18 protein-coding genes are annotated in these 23,896 nt (G+C 31.3%); 6 read left to right on the forward strand and 12 right to left on the reverse strand.

Annotated elements, in window-relative coordinates; translation table 11 throughout:
- Positions 1 to 17: 17 nt before the first annotated feature.
- The 11 genes from BUA21_RS00935 to ymfI form a co-directional block, all read right to left on the reverse strand.
- Complete coding sequence (locus BUA21_RS00935) at positions 18 to 1,151, reverse strand: pyridoxal-phosphate-dependent aminotransferase family protein (RefSeq protein WP_072742655.1); 1,134 nt, start codon at positions 1,149 to 1,151, stop codon at positions 18 to 20.
- A gap of 130 nt (positions 1,152 to 1,281) precedes the next feature.
- A complete protein-coding gene (locus BUA21_RS00940; RefSeq protein WP_132995270.1) occupies positions 1,282 to 2,328 on the reverse strand; it encodes a DUF4179 domain-containing protein in 1,047 nt (348 codons plus the stop codon).
- Complete coding sequence (locus BUA21_RS00945) at positions 2,315 to 2,872, reverse strand: RNA polymerase sigma factor (protein ID WP_072742657.1); 558 nt, start codon at positions 2,870 to 2,872, stop codon at positions 2,315 to 2,317. Before BUA21_RS00945 ends, BUA21_RS00940 begins: the two co-directional genes overlap by 14 nt.
- Before the next feature lie 242 nt (positions 2,873 to 3,114).
- A complete protein-coding gene (locus tag BUA21_RS00950) occupies positions 3,115 to 3,951 on the reverse strand; it encodes an ABC transporter permease (protein WP_072742658.1) in 837 nt (278 codons plus the stop codon).
- A 13-nt stretch (positions 3,952 to 3,964) separates the two neighbouring features.
- On the reverse strand, positions 3,965 to 4,810 hold the full coding sequence (locus BUA21_RS00955) for an ABC transporter permease (protein ID WP_072742659.1): 846 nt from the start codon (positions 4,808 to 4,810) through the stop codon (positions 3,965 to 3,967).
- An 11-nt stretch (positions 4,811 to 4,821) separates the two neighbouring features.
- Positions 4,822 to 5,835 carry an ABC transporter ATP-binding protein gene (locus tag BUA21_RS00960; protein ID WP_072742660.1) on the reverse strand — a complete coding sequence of 338 codons (1,014 nt, stop codon included), beginning with the start codon at positions 5,833 to 5,835 and terminating at the stop codon, positions 4,822 to 4,824.
- Between the two features lie 299 nt (positions 5,836 to 6,134).
- Positions 6,135 to 7,997, reverse strand: a complete 1,863-nt coding sequence (locus BUA21_RS00965; protein ID WP_072742661.1) for an FtsX-like permease family protein — start codon at positions 7,995 to 7,997, stop codon at positions 6,135 to 6,137.
- Positions 7,984 to 8,748 (reverse strand): ABC transporter ATP-binding protein, encoded by a 765-nt coding sequence (locus BUA21_RS00970; RefSeq protein WP_072742662.1) that lies wholly within the window; start codon positions 8,746 to 8,748, stop codon positions 7,984 to 7,986. Before BUA21_RS00970 ends, BUA21_RS00965 begins: the two co-directional genes overlap by 14 nt.
- A 131-nt stretch (positions 8,749 to 8,879) precedes the next feature.
- Complete coding sequence (locus tag BUA21_RS00975) at positions 8,880 to 9,911, reverse strand: sensor histidine kinase (RefSeq protein WP_072742663.1); 1,032 nt, start codon at positions 9,909 to 9,911, stop codon at positions 8,880 to 8,882.
- Positions 9,908 to 10,582, reverse strand: coding sequence for a response regulator transcription factor (locus tag BUA21_RS00980; RefSeq protein WP_072742664.1), 675 nt, complete (start codon positions 10,580 to 10,582; stop codon positions 9,908 to 9,910). The genes BUA21_RS00975 and BUA21_RS00980 overlap by 4 nt, the downstream gene beginning before the upstream one ends.
- A 71-nt stretch (positions 10,583 to 10,653) precedes the next feature.
- A complete protein-coding gene (ymfI, locus tag BUA21_RS00985) occupies positions 10,654 to 11,391 on the reverse strand; it encodes an elongation factor P 5-aminopentanone reductase (protein ID WP_084604079.1) in 738 nt (245 codons plus the stop codon).
- Positions 11,392 to 11,674: 283 nt separating this feature from the next.
- On the opposite strand from ymfI, the gene BUA21_RS00990 reads away from it, so the two are divergent.
- The 6 genes from BUA21_RS00990 to BUA21_RS14850 all read left to right on the forward strand — a co-directional run bounded on the left by BUA21_RS00990 (position 11,675) and on the right by BUA21_RS14850 (position 19,341).
- Positions 11,675 to 13,573, forward strand: coding sequence for an ABC transporter substrate-binding protein (locus BUA21_RS00990; RefSeq protein WP_072742666.1), 1,899 nt, complete (start codon positions 11,675 to 11,677; stop codon positions 13,571 to 13,573).
- 146 nt (positions 13,574 to 13,719) lie between these two features.
- Positions 13,720 to 14,706 carry an ABC transporter permease gene (locus tag BUA21_RS00995; protein ID WP_072742667.1) on the forward strand — a complete coding sequence of 329 codons (987 nt, stop codon included), beginning with the start codon at positions 13,720 to 13,722 and terminating at the stop codon, positions 14,704 to 14,706.
- Between the two features lie 18 nt (positions 14,707 to 14,724).
- Positions 14,725 to 16,563: an ABC transporter permease subunit gene (locus tag BUA21_RS01000; protein WP_084604080.1), complete on the forward strand. Its 1,839-nt coding sequence runs from the start codon at positions 14,725 to 14,727 to the stop codon at positions 16,561 to 16,563.
- Between the two features lie 12 nt (positions 16,564 to 16,575).
- Positions 16,576 to 17,568 carry an ABC transporter ATP-binding protein gene (locus tag BUA21_RS01005; protein ID WP_072742668.1) on the forward strand — a complete coding sequence of 331 codons (993 nt, stop codon included), beginning with the start codon at positions 16,576 to 16,578 and terminating at the stop codon, positions 17,566 to 17,568.
- Entirely contained in the window at positions 17,561 to 19,150 is a 1,590-nt protein-coding gene (locus tag BUA21_RS01010) for an ABC transporter ATP-binding protein (protein WP_072742669.1), read from the forward strand. Before BUA21_RS01005 ends, BUA21_RS01010 begins: the two co-directional genes overlap by 8 nt.
- A gap of 26 nt (positions 19,151 to 19,176) precedes the next feature.
- Entirely contained in the window at positions 19,177 to 19,341 is a 165-nt protein-coding gene (locus tag BUA21_RS14850) for a hypothetical protein (RefSeq protein ID WP_199228906.1), read from the forward strand.
- A gap of 89 nt (positions 19,342 to 19,430) precedes the next feature.
- On the opposite strand, the gene BUA21_RS01020 is transcribed toward BUA21_RS14850, so the two are convergent.
- Positions 19,431 to 23,894 (reverse strand): coiled-coil domain-containing protein, encoded by a 4,464-nt coding sequence (locus BUA21_RS01020; protein WP_072742671.1) that lies wholly within the window; start codon positions 23,892 to 23,894, stop codon positions 19,431 to 19,433.
- Between the last annotated feature and the right edge of the window lie 2 nt (positions 23,895 to 23,896).

The raw sequence follows: 23,896 nt of genomic DNA on the forward strand, positions 1-23,896 counted from the left end.
CGTCCCCAGCGCATGTCTTAAATTTCATCTACAAAATGCTTATGCAAACTGCCTTCTACTTCTACTCCTAGTTTCTTAATAGTTTCATCCAAAGCCTTTAATGTGATATATAATTTTTCTTCATAACAATTCTCTCCCATATGACCTATTCTTATAACTTTATCTTTTAGAAAATCAAATGCTCCTGCAATCATTATATTATGTTCTTCTATCATGGAGTTGTATATATCTTTAAACAATACTCCTTCAGGAACCAACATAGTTGTAACTGTACTTGAATATCCATCTAAAGGATAAAGTTTCAAACCAGATTTTAGTATAGCAGTTCTCACAGCTTCTCCAATTTTCTTGTGTCTTTCTACATAATCATTTTTCCCTGAAATTCTATCTACTGCACAATTTAACCCATATATATCACTTATTGGTTGAGTATAAGGAAACCATTTTTCCTCATACCAATTCTTCCATATTGACAGATTACAATAAAAAGAAGCAATTGGAGTATGCCTATTGAGCATGATTTCATAGGCTTTTTCGCTTATGCTCAAAATAGTTAATCCTGGAGGTGCAGATATACATTTTTGACTTCCTCCCAATACTATATCCATTTGCCATTTGTCTACTTCTACTGGTTCTCCTCCTATTGCCGACACTGCATCTACCACAGAAACTATTCCATATTCTTTAAGCAATGGACATATCTTATCTACAGGATTGGTAATTCCTGAAGGAGTTTCACAATAAACTACTGTAGCTAATTTAAAATCATGGTTATTTTCTAGAAATTTTTTTAATTTTTCTACATCAATGGCTCTTCTTCTATCTCCTTCAAAATAAACTACTTCTCCTCCATAGATTTTAACAAAATCTCCAAAACCTCTTCCAAATATACCATTTTCAATACAAAGAACCCTATCTCCAGGTTCTATAAGAGAGGCACAAGCTGCTTCCAAGCCCAATATTCCTTCTCCACTCAATATAAGTACATCTTCTTTAGTATTTAATAGTTTCTTAATTTTATCACAAGTTTCTCTATAGTACTCGAAGAAATTCACATCTAAATCTGGATTAGTTATATTTTCTGCCATAGCCTTTCTCACATCTTCATGAACCTGTGTTGGTCCCGGAGTCATTATAAATGGAATTTTCATCTTTAAATCCCTCCTATTATTGTATCCATACGTTTTCGAAGTGTGTGTATTGCATTTTTATATTATCATTACAGTTTATTTTTGTCAACAAGATACAAAAAACAGGAGGAGACTGACTCCTTGTGTTGTTTTATTTATTTACCTTATATTCCTTTCCATTTACTATAATACTTTCAACTGCATCTACATCTATCAATTCTCCAAAGGTTATAGTATTTGTAAATTCCTTCTTATTTTGATCTCTAGAAAATCCATGACTCGCATCAGGAAAATCCACATGAGGATTTTTATTAGTTTTATATGATAAATCTCTAATATCTCCATTTTTATATTTTAGCTTAATATTAGGTATTGGAATTGTACTAGTAGTTTCAATCTCTTTCCCTTTAAGGTTCATGCCCAAATTGGAAAGCTTTATTTCTGTAACATAATATTTGTTATTTATAATTTGTGGATTTTCAACAACAATGTTCCTTATATTATTGTCATTATTATTTCCTATATTAAAAAACACTTTTAATTTCTTATTAAAAATAGTTTCTTTTCCACTATTTTTATCCCTTAATCCTTCTAAAATTAATTCTGCATTCTTCCCCATTAAATCTCTATTTGACTTAACTTCAAATAAATAGTATGCTTTATTTTTTAAATTGTCCGGTCCATTTATTTTTTTGCTCCCCATACTCATAAACCCCATGCCATCTAATTTCTCTGTATTTATAGTTATTATAGGGAGTACATCTCCAAATCTTTCACCATTTTTATTTTCTAAAGATATTACAAAATAATTTTGATTTCCATCGGATAATAAACTTTCCACTGTAAATATAATATCGGCATCAGATGTAGTAGCTACTACATCTTGTATATTTTTTTCTGTAATTTTAGCGTCTTCGCCAAATATCCATTTAAAAATTTCTGGTTTACTAATTGCAAATACCGTTGTACTTATTACAAATATAATAATAACTGCAGCCCAAGCACTTTTGAAAGATTTCTTTATCTTTTTCTTACCTTTCTCTTTTTCTGAATTCATATCCTTATTAATCTCTTCAAAAACCCGTTTCTTTACACTTCTTAAAGATGTATTACCCAATGAAATATTTTTAATTTCTATATCTTGATATTCTTTAGGATTTAAATCATCAAACAAATCTCTCACACTAACCTTCACCATAAAGTCCCCTTTCTATGACCATATTTTTCAACTTTTCTCTACTTCTAAACAATTTTGTTTTTACAGTAGATTCATTTATGTTTAATTCCTCCGCAATATCCTTAACTTTTTCATAAAAAAAATAATATCGTATAATAATTTCTTTATCTGGTTCTTCAAGATTTGACACACATTCATTTAATATTTGAGATAACTCATCATTCAAAACTTTCTTTTCAACCTCATTGTTTCCAATAAAAATAATTTCTTCATCTAATGACAAATTCATATTTTTTATTGCCTTCAATCGATTTTTAGCTACATTTCTTGCTATTGCAGCTATATATGGTTTTAGTTCTTTATATGTGGGATCTATTTTATGTGCATTGTTCCATAAAGATATAAATACATCTGCACATATTTCTTCTATGTCTTCAATTTCTATAAAATCTGCTGTAATATTATAAACTATAGTAAATGCATAATTATAATACTTATCAATTAGCATTTCCAAAGATTTTTGTTCTCCTTTTTTAATCCCCCTTATAAGACTCTTATCCCCCATTTACATTTCTCCTTTCCTTTGGTAGCTATCCATCTATATATACAACAAAAGTATCTACTTGGTTTCATATTCTTAAAAATTTATTTTATATAAAAAAAATAGATGCACGAGAAACTGTTCCAAGTGCAGCTATCCATTTTCTATAATTTAGTGTTTTTTCAGCAAATCTTCTTAGTATAGATTTAATCAAAGACATTACTAATTCATTTTTTAAGTAGTGCAATATTGCACTACTTAAAATTTTAATGAAAACCTATGTTTCCAATGGTTTTGCAGCATCTTTCTATTTTGTTCAGTATAAATATGCCTAAAAATATACTTATGCCCATAGAAAGTATCAATATCAACTGTTCTGTGTGTATAGGTAACAAAGTTTGAGTTCCTAAGAGTATTCCCCTTATAGAATCAAATCCATAGGTCAGAGGAATAATCAACGATACTGCCAAAATTCCTTTTGGAAGAACAGTTACAGGAAATTCTGATCCACATATCATATTTAACGTAGCATTGGTTATATCTATTATATTGTTGGCATTGTTGGTTATGAGAACCAAACCAGCTATCCCAAATCCCAAACCATACAGTCCTATAAGGAGCGGAATGAGAGTTGCTATCGAAGAAAGTATACTGCCACTTATACTGAATCCAAACAACAACCATATAAGAAATGCCACTATGAGGGTACTAACAGTAGTAGAAACTAGTGAAAAAATAGATCTTCCAACAAGTTGCACCCAAAGAGGAACCGGGGTAAGCCAATTGGATTCAATGACTCCTACATCCATTTCATTTTTTAAAGAAAATCCCATACTCCAAAGCACTGCACTTACAAAGCTTGCTACTATACTTCCCATTACTAAAAAGCCCATATAGTCAGTTGTCCCAGTATATTGAGCAAATCCAATATTTTCCCCACCTATTTGAAAAGATTTAGACAAAAAATACACTGGAACAACCCAAATAATAGGCTCTAATATACTCAATATTGCATTGACACGATAGCTAAAAAATATTTTCATATCTTTTTTAAAAATAGCACCTATTGCCATCATATAAGTTTTAAATTTATTCCTGTTCATTTTGTATCCCCCCTTAGTATTGGCCCAATGATCCAGAACTTTTTACTCTTTTTTGTGTATAGTTAAAGGCCAATAAACCTAATATCATGAGTATAGCTCCAAATATGAGAAGTATAAAAATTTCACTTTTTATATCCCCTACGCTTGCTCCTTCTGTAATAACTGCTCGCAAAGCATTTATGCTATAAGTTATAGGTATAAATTTAGATACATTTCTCATCCAATTTGGTAAAACTGCCAAAGGATAAGTTATTCCACAAAAAACCATGATCATTCCTCTTACCAAAAACACCATAGAATTTGCTTCTTTGGTCCACATAACAAGACTTGCAAATATGAAACCAATTCCATAAACTGCAGGTATAGATACCAAAAGAACCAACAAAGCTAAAAGAGGACTCCCTACAAAATGAAAATTATATACCAATTTAAACTCTAATACTATGATTGGAATATATGCTATGCCAAAAATCATATTGAAAAGTGAATATCCCAAAAGCAAACTAATTTTAGGCACTGGGCAAAGCCAGTTTGATTCTAGTGTCCCCCTTACTTGTTCAACTCTAAGGCTGGTACCAAAAGACCAAAGTATAGAATTCATCCATGACCACATGAGAGTACCTATGAGCATATATGTTTTGTAATCACTAGTTCCTGTCAAAGTAGCAAAAGAAACTAATGAACTAGTATCTGTCCCAGATAGTGCTTTTGCAGTAAATACATATCCAATGGGCAACAGTATAGACCATATGAGCATGGAAATAAACCAAGTAGGATATCTAAATGCTATCTTCAATTCTTTCTTAAAAACTGCACCCATGGCAGTAAAAATAGATGGTTTTTTTAGTGTAGCCTCCATTTTAAAGCCTCCTATTCCCTTAAAGATTTTCCTGTAAGATTTATGAATACATCTTCTAGAGTAGGTTCTTCAACTCTAAAGTTAATAATCTTTATACCTGAAGATATGGTACTGGTGATTAAATTGCTAATGGTTTCACTTCCATTGGAAACATGAACTTTAACTTCGAAATTTTGTGTATTTTCATTAAATTTTGAAGTTACATTTTCTATTGCTGGTATTGTTTTGATTTCTTCAAGTACATCTTTAGTCCAATTGTTCAATTCAAGATTTATTATATTGGTCTTGTTTAAATTGTTCTTCAAATTTTGAGGGGTATCCAATGCTATGATTTTTCCATGATCGATTATGCCAATTCTATCACTCAATTGATCTGCTTCTTCCATGTAGTGAGTAGTTAAAAAAATAGTTCTTCCTTCTTCTTTTATTTCAAGTATTATTTCTCTTAGATTTCTAGCAGATTGAGGGTCTAATCCGGAAGTTGGTTCATCTAGTATCAAAATATTGGGTTCAGCAATCAAAGCTTTCGCAAGAGCAACCCTTTGCTTCATTCCAGTGGAATATTTTTCTACTGTTTCATCTGCTCTCTTATCTAATTCTAGTCTCTTAAGTAGATAATCTGTTTTTTCTTTTGCTTTTTTCCCTGTAATCCCATGCATAGCTGCAAAGTATTCTAAATTTTCCCTACCAGTCAACTTCCAATATGTACTTCGCTCTCCTGCCAATACTGTTCCTATATTAGTTAAAGCTTTGATAGGATTTTCAACTACATTTTCACCATTTACAAGAATAGTACCTGATGTAGGTCTCAACAATGTAGAAATCATTTTTATAGTTGTAGTCTTCCCAGCACCATTGGGCCCAAGAAATCCAAATATCTCACCTTTTTTTACATCAAAATTTATATTATCCACAGCAACAAATATCTCTTTTTCTTTGTTTTTTCTCTTCCAAAAATGTTCATTCTTTTTCTTTACTTGAAATTCTTTCCTGAGATCGTTTACCTCAATAGCATAGTCCAACATATTAAGCACCCCTTTCAAAATATGAGTTTTAACCAAGAACTCAATTATATAACGAGCCACAACAAAAAATTGTCCAAATTATATTCCATATGGTCAATTCTGTAATGCCATGAAATATTATCTATGCTTAAATAATACCCAACAAAATCTAAAAAGTCAATATGAAAATTAAATTATTTAATTTAATAATTAATATAATTAATTTTTAGATTAAATAATTTAAAATGTAAGGGGCCAATTTCTCTAATCTTGATGCAAAAAAAGGTGGCAAACGAAACGTTGCCACCCTTGCAACCTGTCTATTCAACTACAGATATGAATTTTTTTGTTGTAAATATATAAAATATGCCATATACAATTGCAAATACAACTATGCTTATAATTGTTGGTACAATTAAACTATAATTCATCAGATCACTCAATACTGAAATAGCAACAGTACTGTGAATTGCTCCAACTATGAGTGGAAGTATAAAAAAGATTCCCACCTGTTTTGAAACTGATTTGTATATCTCAAAATCTGTAGTTCCCAATTTCTTGAGTATTTCATATTTGTTTTTATCTCTGAAGGATTCGCTCAAGGTCTTGAAATAGATTATACTACCAGTAGCAAATACAAATACAAGAGATAAAAAAGCACCTACAAAATAAATAATTCCTGCAAAATCATAAAATGTTGCACCAGCTACCCAATAGCCATATAGATTAGATTCCCTCGGAAGTGTTTCAGCTAATTTGAAAATTAAATCTTTTGTATCATCTGGATTATCCAATATAATCCCATTGAACCCACTTTCATCAAATTGTGATTTCAATACTTCATATTCCTCGTTGTTTACAACTATGCAAGGAAAAGACACCCCATTACCTAAAAGAGGAACTTTGGTATTAATTTTTATATTATATTTCTCATCTCCTATAGCAATACTTTTCTGTTTTTCTAATGTAGACATCATTGTTTTGGGTCTTTCTATATATATTGCTTCACCTTTTGCTAAATTGAATTTAGATGTTATTTTTTCTCCATTCTCAACTTTTAAATCTGACAATATATTTTCAAAATCAGAAAACTTCAATACTACAACTTCACGATCAGGTACATATAAGAAATTAGCCTTTTCTTTAAGTTCTACTTTATGATTTGAATTTTCCACGATTTCATCTACTTTTTTTATTTCTTCTTCATCATTAGAAATATAAGAAATAGTATAGGGAACTTCTATTTTGTGGTTTTCCCCCACATAATATTTAAGAGAGCTAACTGTTCCAAAACAAGTTATACAAGTTGTTATTAAAACTGCTACTGCTGCAAGGGTTCTATAATTGTTTTTTATTCTAAAAGCTATGTTTGAAACACTTATGATATTTACCCCTTTATAAAGATAACTTTTTTTGTTTATATAATGCCTTATGACCATGGAGAAAAAAGAGCCAAATAGCCAATAAGTTCCCCATACAATAAGAAGTACTGTAACTAAAAAAGTTATATCAAAACCCAATTTTTCATAGTTAACTGCAATAAAATATGCTACACCAATAATTATTATTGAAGCAATTCCTTTAAAGTAATTAACTTTTGGAAGTTCTTCTTCTTTTTTTAATGAATTTAACAAATCAATTAAATTAGTTCTTACGATATCAAAATATCCTTTTAAAAATGTAATAGTCAAAATAATTGAATAGGCAATAATTGTTCCAACAATAGCTTTTTTTGATATGAAAAACTTAATTGTCATATCTAAAAGAGCTACTTTTGCAAGTATCATCATGAACAATTTACTAAATAATATTCCAACTATTAATCCAATAGCTAAAGATAATATCCCAAGTAATAGCCCTTCAGAAGCAAAGATAAGTGCTATTTTATAGTTGTCAATTCCCATAAAAGCATAAACACCTATTTCCTTTTTCCTTTGGCTTAAGAAAAAATTGCTGGAATATGCTATGAAAAATATCAAAAACATTATCATAAGCATGGAAGCCGTATAGGATGTCCCTTCAACATAAGTTGATACTTCTTTAAATTCTAAAAATTGAGGATTGTATCTCATAGACAAAAAATTGTAATAAGCAGCTACAGAAAAAATCATTGCCATCAGATACAAGCTGTAGGTCTTTATATTTCTTTTGAAATTCATGATGGCTATTTTAAAAGAACTCATCTACTCCACCTCCCATAGAACCAAGAAAATCAATTATCCTCTTGAAGAATTCTTTTCTAGATGAATCTTTGTCTATTCTTGCATGAATTTTTCCATCCTTAATAAACAAGATCCTCTTGGTATAGCTGGCTGCAAATGCATCATGAGTAACCATGATAATAGTTGTGTTGAATTCTTCATTCATTTGCGATAAGCATTGCAACAATTCTTGAGAAGACTTTGAATCCAATGCTCCAGTAGGTTCATCTGCAAAAACTATGGAAGGAGAAGTAATGAGTGCCCTTGCTGCTGCTACTCTCTGCTTTTGCCCTCCCGACAATTGATAGGGATATTTTTTCAAATGCTCTTTTAATCCAAAAAATTTGCTTAAGTCTTCTATCTTTTCATTTATTTCTCTTATATCTACTTTTGAAAGAGCAAGGGGCAAAGCCATATTGTCCTCAATAGACATACTGTCCAACAAGTTAAAATCTTGAAATATAAAACCTATATTATTTCGTCTAAATATGGAAAGCTCCTTGTTTTCCATATTTAAAATACTATTTCCTTCATAATATATTTCTCCAGAAGTAGGTCTATCAATAGTAGATAGCATATTTAAAAGTGTAGTTTTTCCTGCTCCAGATGGTCCCATTATTCCTAAAAATTCACCCTTATATACTTTTAAGTCAATATCATCTACAGCTATAAAAGTCATTCCTTTTGAGCCATATTCTTTTCTTAAATTTTTCGTTTCAAGTACCACATCCATTTTCTAACCTCCTATATCATTTGAAAAATCTCTCTTGATCTAAGAGAGATTTTTTATTTAGTATTTGTCTATATTCTAGTATTTTCCCTGTCTGTATGCCATCATTTATAGTGACAATATAGGATTTAACATTACATCTTTGTCACATTGAAATAATCAGCTATTTTATAAAAAGTTATTTTAAATTCTGTGTATTGTGATACTTGAGAAGATACTTCTATATTGAAATTTAGCCTACTTGCAATCTTTTTACATATATAAAGTCCCATACCTGTGGATTTGGTTGTTTTTCTTCCATTATCCCCTGTAAATCCCCTGTCAAAAATTCTTTCTATATCTTTAGGAGGTATGCCCATACCATTGTCTTTTATAAAAAGTTTTATACTTTCTTCATCTTCCCTTGCAAAAATTTTAATTTTCCCATGCATATCGGTATATTTGCAAGCATTGTTTATTATTTGATCCAATACATAAAAAGTCCACTTGCTATCTGCAAATACACTAAAATCTAAATTATCCATTTCTACTTCTATCTTTTTAGATATAAAAGAATTCATATTGTTTTTAATTACACTTTTGACTAATGTATATAAATTTATTTCTTCTATTGCAAAGTCTTCGGAATAGCTTGAAGCCCTGCTAGTATACAGTACTTGATTGGTGAGAAAATTTATTCTTTCTAATTCCCCTCTCAATTCTTCTGAAATATCATATAGTTCTTCTTCCTCAATTTTATCAGCTATAAGCTCACATACAGATAAAGGTATCTTAATCTCGTGAACCCATTTTGTTATATAATCATTTATCTCTTCTAAATCCTCTTTCAATTCTTTGGTTTCTCTCAATTTTTCTTCATTCTTGAAATCTATTGTCTCTCTTATAAGGACTTGTTCCAATTTTTCACCATTGGGGAGAAAATCATCAATATCTTCTTTATTATAGAGAGCATTTCTAAAATTCTTGTAGCTATTTTTCCATTTTATATAGTGTAGGATTAAAAACAATAAAGAAATAGAGAAAATAAGTATATTCATATACAAAATATCGCCTATAGACTTATTCAAAGCTGTACTGCTTATAAGTATTAGATTAATCGTACATATTACTCCTATAAAATAAAGAATTGTCCAAAGTGAATCTTTTATGTATTTAAAGAAACTCATGGTATCATATATCCTTGAGATTTTTTAGTGACTATAAAATCCTTAAGTCCCACATCTTCCAGCCTTTTCCTAAGTCTATTTACATTTACAGTCAAAGTGTTTTCACTTATAAAATACTCACTTTCCCAAAGCACTCTCATGATTCTATCCCGGGATATTATCTTGCCTTTGTTTTTCATAAGAAGTTGAAGTATTTTAAATTCATTCTTGGTCAATTCTATTTTCTCCTCCTCATAGACAAGTGTTCCATCATTTATGTTTAAAATAGCTCCACGACATTCTATTATACTGACTTCATTTTCTCCATAAGAATAAGTTCTTCTTATGACAGCTTGTATTTTGGCTAATAATATATCCATGGAAAATGGTTTTGTCACAAAATCATCTCCCCCCATATTGACCGCCATTATTATATCCATATTGCTGTCCCTTGAAGATAGAAATATAATTGGAACTTTAGACATACTCCTTATTTTTTGACACCAATAAAATCCATCAAAAGAAGGCAAATTTATATCCATAATGACTAAATGAGGATTATATTTTGCAAATTCCTCCAATACATTTTCAAAGTTTTCAATAGAAAACGTATCATATCCCCATTTAGAAATACCTTGTTTTATATTGTCACAAAGAATTTTGTCATCCTCAACTATAAGTATCTTGTACACAATATCACCTCATGACTATACTTTTGGTCAATCCCTCTAATCTTGATGCAAAAAGAACCGTCCCCAGTGCATCAATTGATTACGAATCCGGCGCTTGGATTTATTACTTGACCTGTTATGAGTTTGGCTTCTTCTGTTGACAAGAAGTATATTACATCTGCTATGTCTTCTGGTTTTGCAATTACTTCAAGAGGTGTGTCATATCTGAGGCTTTCAAGAACTTCTTTATCAACACCTGCAATCATATCTGTATATACTGCTCCTGGTGCAACAGCATTTACCGATATATTTGAAGGACCTAGTTCTTTTGCCAAAGCCTTGGTGAAACTTATGACTGCTCCCTTTGTTGCAGAATAATGCACTTCACAAGAGGCTCCCACAAGTCCCCATATGGATGCAAGATTTATGATCCTTCCTGATTTTTCACTGATCATTCTTGGAACGACACATTGGCAACAATTGAACATTCCGCCTATATTTACATCAAAAATTCTTTTCCATCGTTCTACTGTGATATCTGTAAATAAAGTCATATCAGCTATACCTGCATTGTTCACAAGTACATCAATATTCCTAAATTTTTTATACCCTTCTTCAAACATCTTCTCAACTTGAGTTCTATCAGAAACATCAGCTTTTATGGCTATGGCATTGGCGCCAGATGAAAGCAATTCTTCTACCAATGAAAGAGCTTTATCTTCACTTTTATAGAAATTTACAATGACATTGTATCCTTCTTTTGCAAATTTTTTGGCAGTGGCTCTCCCAATTCCTCTAGAAGAACCTGTAATCAAAACTGTTTTTTTCATACTATCAGACTCCCTAAAATATATTTTCATTTAACAATTATATCACATTTCACAAATACCTATTATATAATCCAAAATCTTAATTACATAAAATTCATAGTCTAAGTACAAACTGCATACTTATTAAATATGGCATTCATTTATTATGGCAATGAAAAACATGTAGGAAACCTTTCTTGAAACTCATTAATGGAAAGTTTTATATTAAGGAAGAATAGAACTTTCCTATGGGTTGCAAGTATATTTAGAATATTCAAAAAATGAATTAAGGGGGAGTGTTGGAATGAAAAGAAAGTTAGCATTACTATTGGCATTGGTGCTTCTACTGACTGTTTTCACTGCAGGCTGTGGCAAAAAAGAAAACCCTGCTGTTGTGGAAGAAGAAACTGAAGAACCAATGGAAGAAGACACAAATACTGAACCTACTGAACCTATGGGACAAATAACTATCGGGAATACGACAGAATTGACTGGTGACTGGGAACCTTATTTTCAAAACAATGCAGCAGACTATGATATTTACAATTTCATTACTGGATATGACACCGTTGACATGACTTTTGATGGTAAATACTTAATAAATGACACCGTAGTAGAAAAACATGAAATTACAGAAAATGATGATGGTTCTAAAACCTATACCTTTACTATCAAAGATGGTCTTACTTATGACGATGGAAGCCCTATTACAGCTCTTGACTACGTTGCATACTATATGTTCTGGTCATCACCTGTAGTTGGTGAAATGGGTGGAGACAATACTAGCGGTCAATATCTCAAGGGATGGAAAGAATATTCAACAGGAAAGGCAAAAGAATTTACTGGTGTTAATTTAATTGATGAAAAAACTTTTGCTTTTACTATTGATGCAGAAAATCTTCCTTATTTTTTCGAACTAACTCTTGTAAGTGTTTCACCTCTAAAATTGTCTTTCTGGACTGATGACACTGTAGAAATTAAAGATGATGGCAACGGCTGTTATACTTCTTCAAACTTCACTGTAGAAAATTTTGAAGAAAGAATCAATAAAGCAAGATTCGAAAGCTATCCTTCAACTGGACCATATAAAGTAACAAGCTATGATGAAGCATCTAAAACTGCAGTTCTTGAAGTAAATGATAAATTCCTTGGAAATTATGAAGGCAGAAAACCATTGATTAAAACAGTTATTTATAAGAAAGTTACCAATGAAACAGCTATGGATGAATTGGCTACAGGAGGAGCTGACTTGTTGTCTGGTATGGCCAGCGGTGATGAAATCAACGCAGGACTTGACCTTGTAGAAAAAGGCGGATATAACTTTACTGAATATCCTCGTGCTGGGTATGGTAAATTGGAATTGATATGTGACCATGGTCCTACTGAAGATGTGAATGTTCGTAAAGCAATTGCTCATCTTATAGATAGAAATGATTTTGCTAAAGCTTTCACTGGTGGCTTTGGTACCGTAGTTAATGGACCTTATGGTGAAGCTATGTGGTTCTATCAAGAAACAAAGGCTGATTTAAACAGTAAATTAAATCAATATCCATACAGCCCTGAAAAAGCAATTGCACTTTTAGAAGAAAGTGGATGGATATATGATGAAAATGGAAATGAATATAAAGAAGGTATCCGCTATAAAAAACTAGAAGATGGTACATTGATGCCACTTATTATAGAATGGGCTTCTTCTGAACAAAATGATGTATCTGACTTATTGGTTATAAAATTGCAAGAAAATCCTGATGTGGCTGCTGCAGGTATGAAAATCAATCAAACTGTTATGACCTTTGGAGAACTGTTAAATTACTTATATCGTGATGGCTCTAAAGATGCTAAATATGGAGTACCTACTTATCATATGTTTAATTTAGGATCTGGTTTTACACCAAGATATGACCGATCCACAGATTATACAACAGATCCAGATCTACTTAAACAAGGATTAAACAGCAACCATATTATAGACAAAGATCTAGAAAAATATGCCAAAGAAATGGTCCTAACAGATCCTGAAGATAAAGATGGATTTAAAACAAAATTTGTAGACTTTATTGTTAGATGGAATGAATTGTTGCCAGATATACCACTATATTCAAATATATATCATGACTTCTATACTGATAAACTTAAAAATTACAATATGAACTCCCTTATCAAAATACCTGACGCAATTCTTTACTCATATGTAGCAGAATAGTCACTCTTTAAAATAATGACTGATGGAAATAGGGTATGAAAATACCCTATTTCTACATAATTACAAGCACTTCATTGTACTAAATTCTATATTTTTAACAGTTAAAACAATAGTAGATTAAAAATTTAGGATAAGGAGGTAATAAAATGGTTAAATACATTTGTAAAAGAATTTTATATATGATATTTGTGTTTTTTGTCATGTCTCTTGTTCTATTTTTCTTATACAATTTAATTCCTGGCGATCCAGCAAGAGCTCAACTAGAACCCATAAAAGATACTTTGACACCAGAAGAATACCAATTTAGATATGCGCAAGCAAGAAAACAACTTGGTCTAGATGACCCTACTATCATAAGATATGGAAAATGGATGAAGGGTGTTTTGAAAGGGGACTTTGGTATGTCCTCTGTTTATAAGCAACCAGTTAAAGGTGTAGTGACAGTACCTCTAAGAAATACTGTATTTATAAATATATTTGTTATAGCTTTAGTCCTTCTCATAACCATACCTTTGGGAATTCGTACTGCTGTAAGGAAACATTCTGGATTTGATAAAACTATACAGGTTTTAACTGTAGTTGGCTATAGTATCCCTATATTCATTATAGCATTGTTGTTTATTTTCATTTTTGCAGTAAAACTACAATGGTTTCCAGTCAGCGGAATGACTACACCTAATTTTAAAGGAACAGAATTTGAACATTTTCTAGATACTATGTATCACTTGGCATTACCTATAATCATACTCGTTGTAACTTCTTTAGCTGGAGTCACCAGATATGTAAGAGCAGCAATGATAGATGCCTTAAGTATGGATTATATAAAAACAGCTAGAGCAAAAGGCTTGAAAGAAAAAGTAGTTATTTATTCTCATGCATGGAAGAATGCACTTCTTCCTGTTATAACCTTAATCATTGCATGGATTATGAGTGTATTTTCGGGTTCATTAGTTATTGAAAGAATGTTCAATTTACATGGTATGGGAAATTTTTATATCAATGCATTAAACAATCAAGACTACAATGTGGCACTGGCAATACAATTGTTCTATATTATAATAGCTCTTTTAAGCAATTTAGTCACTGATATAAGTTATGGATTTGTAGATCCCCGTGTCAGAATAGATCAATAACAGGAGGAGATAATTTTTATGGATGCAAAACAAATTAGTAATAAAAAGAAAAATAAGAAGAAAAAATCTTTTTCTCATCTTCTGTTTATGAATCTCTTTGGAGGAAAAGAGAAGATGACAATGCTTGAAGAGGAAGACATACAAAGTCCTTGGCAAACTGTTCGTTCTACATTTAGAGACGATAAAGTTGCTATGACGGCTTTAATTACCTTTTTAGTGATACTTGCCATAGTTTTAATCGGGCCATTAGCAATACCTATTGATTTGTCCTTTTCCGAAACTACTCAGCAAAATATAGCTCCTGGACTTGACCTTATGAAACTTCCACAAGATTTAGATGGAAAAGTTGAACAAATTGCTATTGGGCCTACATTTAGTATAGGTGTATCTACGGATGGAAAAGTATATACTTGGGGAAAAACAAAAATAAACAAAAATACCGATTTAAAAGATATTCCTGCAAATATGGGAAAAGTCGTAAAAGTCGCTGCTGGATTTGATCATGCACTAGCTTTAAATGAAGATGGAGAAATATTTGCATGGGGGAACAATCGTCAAAAACAAGCTTCTATTCCCGTTGAATTGATTCGCGGCAAAAAAGTTGTAGATATTGTTGCTGGATATCAAAATTCAGCTATTCTCACTGATGACGGCTGCTTATATTATGTAGGCAATTCCACAAATAATGATTTCAACGAATTTCATCCTTATCAAGGCCAATTGAAAAAAGTAGTAGCCACTTCTGATACATTGATGGGGCTGACCTCTGATGGACAAGTAGTGCATCTTGGAACTCAGATAAACTCTTATACAAACATACCCCAAAATATGGGAAATATAGTAGATATAGCTACTACTGCTTCTACTGTAGCTACTATAAATGATGAAGGAAAGGTATTTGTCTGGGGAAATCTTAGTTCAAAGGGTGAAGGTAAAATACCAGATGTAAAAGATAAAATAGTATCACTACAAGGAGGAAGATATCACTATACTGCAGTGACTGAAACTGGTGAAGTTGTCTCTTGGGGTTCAAATTATTACAAACAATCAACAATTCCAAAAGAAGTCTCTGAATCAAAAATATCCAAAGTTTATACTGGCTTTTATCAAAATTATGCAATCACTACAGAAGGTAAAGTTTTGACTTGGGGACTAAATGGATATCCCTTTGGAAGTGATGAATTAGGTAGAGATATCTTCACAAGACTATTAAATGGTGGACGTATGTCTATAACAATAGGTGCTGTTGCTGTAATCATTTCTACAATCATTGGTGTAATTGTAGGTGGCATATCTGGTTTCTCTGGAGGAAAAGTAGATATGGTTCTACAAAGAATATCAGAGATGGTAGCTTCTTTGCCATTTTTACCTTTTGCGATGATTTTGTCAGCTTTAATTGGAAACTCCATGACATCAAGACAGAGAGTTGTGCTGATTATGATTATTTTAGGGCTACTATCATGGCCCGGACTTCAAAGATTGGTTCGTGCACAAGTTCTTTCGGTTCGTGAACAAGAATATGTAGTTGCCGCTAAATCTATTGGTGTTAAACGAAGACATATTATATTTAAGCACATTTTGCCAAATGTAATATCAGTAATTATTGTTTCGGCTACATTGTCTTTTGCAAGTAGTATGTTGACTGAAGCTACATTGTCTTATTTAGGATTTGGTGTGCAAGCTCCTCTACCAACTTGGGGCAATATGTTATATGGAGCAAATAATAGTATAGTTATCCAAAATTATTGGTGGAGATGGGTTTTTGCTTCTATTGTATTGAGTATAAGTGTGGTTTCTATTAACTCAATAGGTGATGGCTTACGAGATGCAATTGATCCAAAATCTCAAGAACGTTAGGGGGAAAATTAAATGGCTTTGTTAGAAGTTAAAAATTTGCATACTTATTTTACAACAAAAAAAGGCATCGTAAAGGCAGTAAACGATGTTTCCTATAGTGTTGAATCCGGCAAGACCCTCGGCATTGTAGGTGAAAGTGGTTGTGGAAAAAGTGTTTCAGCAATGAGTATTATAAAGCTTTTGGACGGAAATGGATATATAGCTAATGGTGAAATTTTATTTAATGGAAAAAATCTAGTAAATGTTCCTATAGAGAAAATGACAGAAATAAGAGGAAATGATATTTCTGTTATTTTTCAAGAACCTATGACTTCTTTAAATCCTGTATTTACTGTTGAAAAGCAAATTTCTGAACCACTGATTATTCATCAAAGAATGAATAAAAAAGAAGCAGCAAAAAAAGTAGTTGAAATGCTCCATATGGTTAAAATACCAAATCCAGAGGCTGTTGCCAAGCAATATCCTCATCAACTTTCAGGAGGTATGAGACAAAGAGTTATGATAGCCATGGCTCTTGCATGTGTACCAAAACTCTTGATTGCAGATGAACCTACAACTGCACTGGATGTAACTATTCAGGCACAAATTTTGAAATTGATGAATGAATTGAAATCTAAAATTGATACTTCTATTTTGTTTATTACTCATGATTTAGGTGTTATAAATAAAATGGCTGATGATGTAGCTGTAATGTATTGTGGCCAAGTAGTAGAAAATGCACCCGTAAGAACTATATTTGGGAAAGATGCATCTTATTCTCATCCATATACTGAAGGATTGTTGACATCAATTCCTAGATTGGATACACCTCCAGGAGTTCGTTTAGATGTAATTCCAGGAGCAGTACCCCATCCTTTAAAATTGCCTGAAGGTTGTAAATTTGCTCCTAGATGCAAATATGCTACGGATAGATGTAAAAAAGAAGAACCTGATTTGATAAAAGTAGAAAAAGATCATCTAATTCGTTGCTTTTATCCACAGAAAGAGGTGAGAACTCATGCTTGAAAATAAAGAAGATAAAAAAGTATTAATCCGTGTGGAACACTTAAAAAAATATTTTCCTCTAAAGAAAAAATCCGTATTTGATTCCGAGCAATTGTATGTAAAAGCTAATGAGGACATAACTCTAAATATTTATGAAGGTGAAACCTTAGGTCTAGTCGGTGAAAGTGGATGTGGCAAATCTACATTGGGTAGAACTCTTTTACAATTATATAATCAAACTGATGGGCGTACTATATATTATGGCAGGGATATTGATGATTTTGCACCAAAATATGTTTTGGATATTTTAAAAAATTTATCTTCACAACGTCATAAATTAAGAGAATTAGAAAAAAAACAAGAAGATATTGAAAAAATATATGATAGCTTAGAAGAAGGTCCTGAAAAGTATCGTACTTTAGAGAAACTTCGTTTAGCTGAAAAAGAAGCTCGACTTCTATACCTTGATTTAGCTCAATTGATTGGAGGATTTATGGTAGCTGAAGATTTAAATCCTGTATCATATATTTTAGTCAAACAACACAGCTATGCTATAGAAGCACGAAAACTTAAAAATAAAATAAACGAGATGGAGATAGAATTAGAAGCAACTAAATCTCTATTGAAAGAACAAAACAAATCTCAAAAAGATATTAAAAAAGAAACTGATAAATATTTGGCTACAATTAAAAATATGAAAAATGAACTCGCTGGGATTGAAAAAGATTTAAATATTATCAATACAGATATTCAAAAAATATTGGATAAGTATCGCAATCATCCTGATTTTGAAAAACACGAATCATATAAAGATAAAGGTATCAACCTTGCTAGATTGACTGAGGAAGAAATGAGACTTCTTAGAAAAGACTTACAACTTATATTCCAAGACCCTTATTCTTCTTTGAATCCAAGACTTACTGTAGGGCAGATAATATCTGAAGGTTTGTATTCTCATAAGATATTTGCAAAGAAGGATAGAAATATACAAGATTATATTTTAAAAACTATGGACAATTGTGGCTTAGCTCCTTATTTCGTTCATCGTTATCCTCATCAATTTTCTGGAGGACAAAGACAACGTATAGGAATAGCTCGTTCCATAGCATTGAGTCCAAAATTTATCGTATGTGATGAAGCAGTATCTGCCCTAGATGTATCTATTCAATCTCAAATATTAAATCTATTGTTGGATTTAAAAGAACAGAAAAACTTGACCTATTTATTTATTTCTCATGATTTAAGCGTCATTAAATATATAAGTGACAGAGTAGGAGTTATGTATGTGGGAAATATCATAGAACTAGCAGAAACTGAAGAACTTTATGAACACCCTATGCATCCATATACTGAAGCACTTCTTTTGGCAATACCTACTACTGATGTTGATGACAACAGAGAAATTCAAGTTCTTGAAGGCGATGTTCCAAGCCCTATTAAACCACCTTCTGGATGTAAATTCCATACTCGCTGCAAATATGCTACTGATATATGTAAAATGGTTGTGCCAAAATGGGAAGAAGCTCGTCCTGGGCATTTTGTAGCATGTCACCATAAACTCAATATAGAAAAGGAAAAACAGAAAGGTCTTGATGTAATATGATTTTTCAAAGAAAAGTGGATGCTACTATGGATTGGCTCAAAGAAAAAAATGATTCAGAACTTGATATAGAACAAGAACCTATTGAATTGGAAAAAAACGATATGCTAGCTTTGTTTCTTTCAGCCTTCTTAGTTTTTAGTCCATTTCTTCTAGTATTGATTGGAATCCTAATTTGGAGCTATAGCTTTTGAAGTCCCCTAATATTGGTTTTTATACTTTTTGGTAAAAAGAGAAAAAATCGGCACTTGCCTAGTGTCGATTTTTTCTTTTTTGTAGCTGATTACATTTTTCTTCCTCCATGCATTACCTTTCCTGTGATAAGTCCTTCTTTTTCATCATGACCAATTCTAAGCTCCCAAAATATAGGAAATCTCTCGCTTATCTCTACTTTTATGATTTCAGGAGCAGCAAAAGCTATTATTTGAAAGTTCAATTTATCGGCAATTTCAAACACTGGGTCCAATATATGTTTAGCCGAGGCCTTTCCAAATGGATTGTCAAGAACCAAAACAGTCCAAGGATTTTCATTTCCAATATGTCTTTTTTTATAGTTCATGAGCATCATTATGACAAAAGTATTTATAGAAAGTGTCTGTCCCCCACTTCCTTCTGGCATATCTCCTTCCCCTTTGTTGATAGCTTCCCAAGTAGTATAATAGTAGTCCCTTGGTTTTCTATACTTAAATTCATTTTGCTCTGTCATCTTATATACCATAAGTATTGGATACTTCCCTTGAAGGGCCTTGGAAAATATAACCTTATCGCTCATTATTTCCTCAAGTTTTTTGTCGTCAATATCCTCAATATTTTCATTTTCACTAAACGCTTTTTCTATGGCTTCCACAAAATATTCCTTCAACAAAAACAATACATCTTCTTCCTCTTTGGGAAGTCTTTCTTCTCCTTTAAGTTTCACAAGAGGGAAGGAATATCCCTTTTCATTTATATAGACCATTCCCGAAACCATTTCTCTTAATGATTCTACTATCTTCAAAACCCGCTTTGAAGCTCTGATAGCCCATTGTTCTCTTGCCTGTTCTGCCTTTTCTTTATCACTTGAAAGAGTATTTAGTTCTATTTGAAAATAGTTTTTCATACTTCCAAAGGATTCTAAATTGGCTTTGAATTTACTTATCTCCACTTTCTGCATTTCATTTAATATCCTTGCCTTTAGAACCTCATCATAGACTTTAGTTTCAACAATTTCCTTAAAAGCCTTTAAATATTCCTTCCCTTTTTCAATTTCTCTACTCAAATCATCCTCACTCTTTTTGTATCTTCTGATCCACTCTTCTACTTCTATTTGTGGATTTTTCATAAACTTTTCCTTCAATATTTTGTTCATCTTTCCCTTGTGAAAATCTATTTCCTTATAACCATCAAGTTGCAAGCTATATCCATGTATTTGATTTTTGTATTCTTTTCTTTCTTCCAATATTTTTTCTGCCTGAACTAAATATTGTTTATTCTCTTTATATTCTTTTTCTATATACATACTCTTTTCTAAAAGGTCTAAATCTGCCCAAATTTCAGGGGCCCTGCCAAAATTTTTCTGTATCCTCTTTCCAAGCTTTATAAAGCTTTTTTGCTTTTCTTCTAAGCTTCCAACTAGTCTATCCTTTTCAGATTTCAAACTGTTGTATTCATATTCATAAGCTTTTAAATTTTTCTTTACCTCTTCAAGTCTAATGACTATTTCATTTAGGGATAATTTCAAACTCTCATATTTTCCCCAAAGCACATCTATTTTTTCTAAATCTTTTCTCCGAATTTCGATTTTCTCAAGGAAATGGTCTATATCTTTTTGAATAAGCTTTATTTCACCATTTCTCTTTTCAATATCCTCTGCCAATGCACTTCTTTCCCGTAAATCTATAAATATGTCCCCTTCCCATATTTCATATAGAGGCATAGAATTCATTTCTAAATCTTTGATTTCATTGAAATCAACTTTGGCTTCAGGTATTGCCTTTTTTATACTTTCAAGCTTATTTTCAATTTCAATTTTCCATTTTTCATATTCTAAATTGTTGGATTCTCTCATGCTTTTCTTAAATTCTATGTCTTTTTCTACACTCTTAAGCTTTTCTATTACCTCTTTAAGCTTTTCTAAATTCTCATTGTAAATTTTCTCTTCTGCATCGGCAATTGTCTTTTCTTCTACATACTTTTTCAATTCAGCTAAATTGTCTTTATATTTTTCCACTTCAACTCTAGAACTCTTAAGTTCACTAATCATTATATTTAATAGCTTTTCTTCCTCATACAATTGAACTTTTAATTTACCTTCTTTTCTTTCTAGTTCTTCAAGTATAGCCCTATGGTCAACAATTTCACTTTGAATTTCAATGGAATTTTTGCCAAATTTCCAACTTTTTATATCCCCAATTAAATTGTTAATTTCCTCAACTCTTTCTTTGAAACTATCTATAGTTTCTTCTATGCTATTATATTCCCTGTCTATATTGTCAATCCATTCAATATATTTTTCATTGTAAATAAAATCAAAACCCTTGTTGTATACTGTGTTGAACTCTTTTTCATGATTTCCCATATTTGCCCTTAAGTATATAGGAACTAGATTGCGTGCTAAAAAGTCCCTGTCAATAGTCTTTTCTATTACCTTCCAGTCTTCTTCATTTCCAATAACTAAACCGTATATAAATGAAGGATTAACTTTGAGTATTTCTTGTATTTCTTCTTTCTTCATTCCATTTAAAAATTCCATACCTGTTTGAACATTTATACCAACAGATATAATTTTTTCTTTTAAGTCCAATATGTCCTTGTTGGGTATCCAGTACTCTCTATCTCTGTTTAAAGATTTATCTATATTACTTTCCCAAAGATTTTTATTGAGTTCTTCTATTTTATTTTTCTTTTCATCTAAAACCAATTCCAAACTATATAATTTTTCATCAATCCAAGAAGAAGATATATCTTCTTTTACACTATCAAGACCCAATTCCCAGCATATTCTCTTTTTTAAATCTATTTCAATTTTTTCTATAATATCAAACTCTTTTTTAAGCTCTTTTATCTTTCTCTTTTCATTTTCTTTTTCTATTTCAATTTTATTTCTTCCAATTCCCAATTGATTTTTATTTTCTCTTTTTTCTTCAATTTTCATCTCAAGACTTTCTACTTTTCTCATTTGGTTTTCATATCTACTTTTTATATCATCTAAAAGTTTTTCTGGAAAACTCATACTGAAAGGATCAAATATATTTGAAAGTCTTTCATATTCCCTTTGATTTTCTTCCTTTCTTAAAGAAAATTTATTTATTTCTTTTTCTATGCCTTTTTCTGCTTCTCTTATCTTAGACTTTTGAGTGCATATATTTTCGATCTTTCTATTAAGATAATTGTCATAGCCACAATGTTTATTTGAAATATCTTCCCACTTAATCTTCAAATTTTCCCATTTTTCTTTTATTCCTACATCTAGTTCTTCCAACCTTTTCTTGGTATCGTCTAGCTCTAAAGTATCCATAAGCCTTTGCTTTTCATCTGTCTTTTCTTTAAGTAAAAGCTCAATTTCATTTACTTCATACAATATCTTGTTTATTTCATATAGCTTCTTTAAATACTTTTCTTCTGCTATTTTTTCTTCTGCTTCAACTATATCTATATCCAGTGCTTTATTCTTTTCTTGAATTTTTTCTATTTCTCTATTTACTTCAGCATATTCTAAATTTTCCCTTTGAAATAACAACTCTTCTTGTTTTTCTTTGCTTTTTATTATTTCATTTTTCCACTTTTCAATGTCCTTTTCTACATTTTTTTCTCCATCTTTCAGAATAAAATAGAGATCATTTCCATCAACAACACATCTTTCTTTTATATCTAAAAATTTTGAACCTATCTCCGCATTTCCCATAAGAGGATTTATAGCTATGGCAAGTTCTCTAAAATCCCCTTCCCGCTTCAGTAGTATGGGCAAATTCTTGGTTATATACAAATTGCTCTTAAACATTTCTTTAAGACCATCACTTTCATATTCATAATTCTTCATATTCTCAGATATAGCTGGAAGTATGAGATTGTCAAAAATCGCCTTATTGTCTGTGGCTTTTTGAAAATAGTCACCTACTCCTCCTTCTACTTTGTTTATAACCTTTAAAATTTCCCATTCAGATCTATAAATTCCCCATCTTTTCATATATTCATAAAAATTTGAATCAAGCCTTTTTGCACTGCTTTGAGAATATTTCACAAAATCCCTTCTATTATCTTCTATGAATTTTTCAAACACTTCCATTTCTACAGCCTTTTCATTTTCTCTGTCATAAACAGGTATATTTTCTAAAGTATAAAATCCATTGTTTTCGTGTTCATAAGTATATAGAAAATAGTTTAAACCTATCTTCTCATCTTCATCTTCATTTTTCCCTACATTTTTCTTATAGGCTTTCATGCATATTCCTGTAATAAGATACTTTTCCTCGGGTGTATCCAATTTCCACTCCAATAGTACATGGAATGTGTAAGGATTTAATCTGCCCTTTTGATCATAAAACATAGAACTTATTTTGTTTCCATTGTTTTTTCCCCATCTAGTTTCAGGCATCATTATTTGAAATATAAGTTGCATCATAACTCCTTTGCCCCCACCATTCTTTAATGTAAAAAGAGTATGATCGGGAATTTCATCTTTGGTCAAATCATATATGGAATTTTCATGCTCTTTTTTAAATCCATCATATTTACAACCTACAAGCCTAATTTTAGAAATCCTTGGCATAT

Origin of the sequence: Sporanaerobacter acetigenes DSM 13106 (assembly GCF_900130025.1) — a bacterium.
GTDB lineage: Bacteria > Bacillota > Clostridia > Tissierellales > Sporanaerobacteraceae > Sporanaerobacter > Sporanaerobacter acetigenes.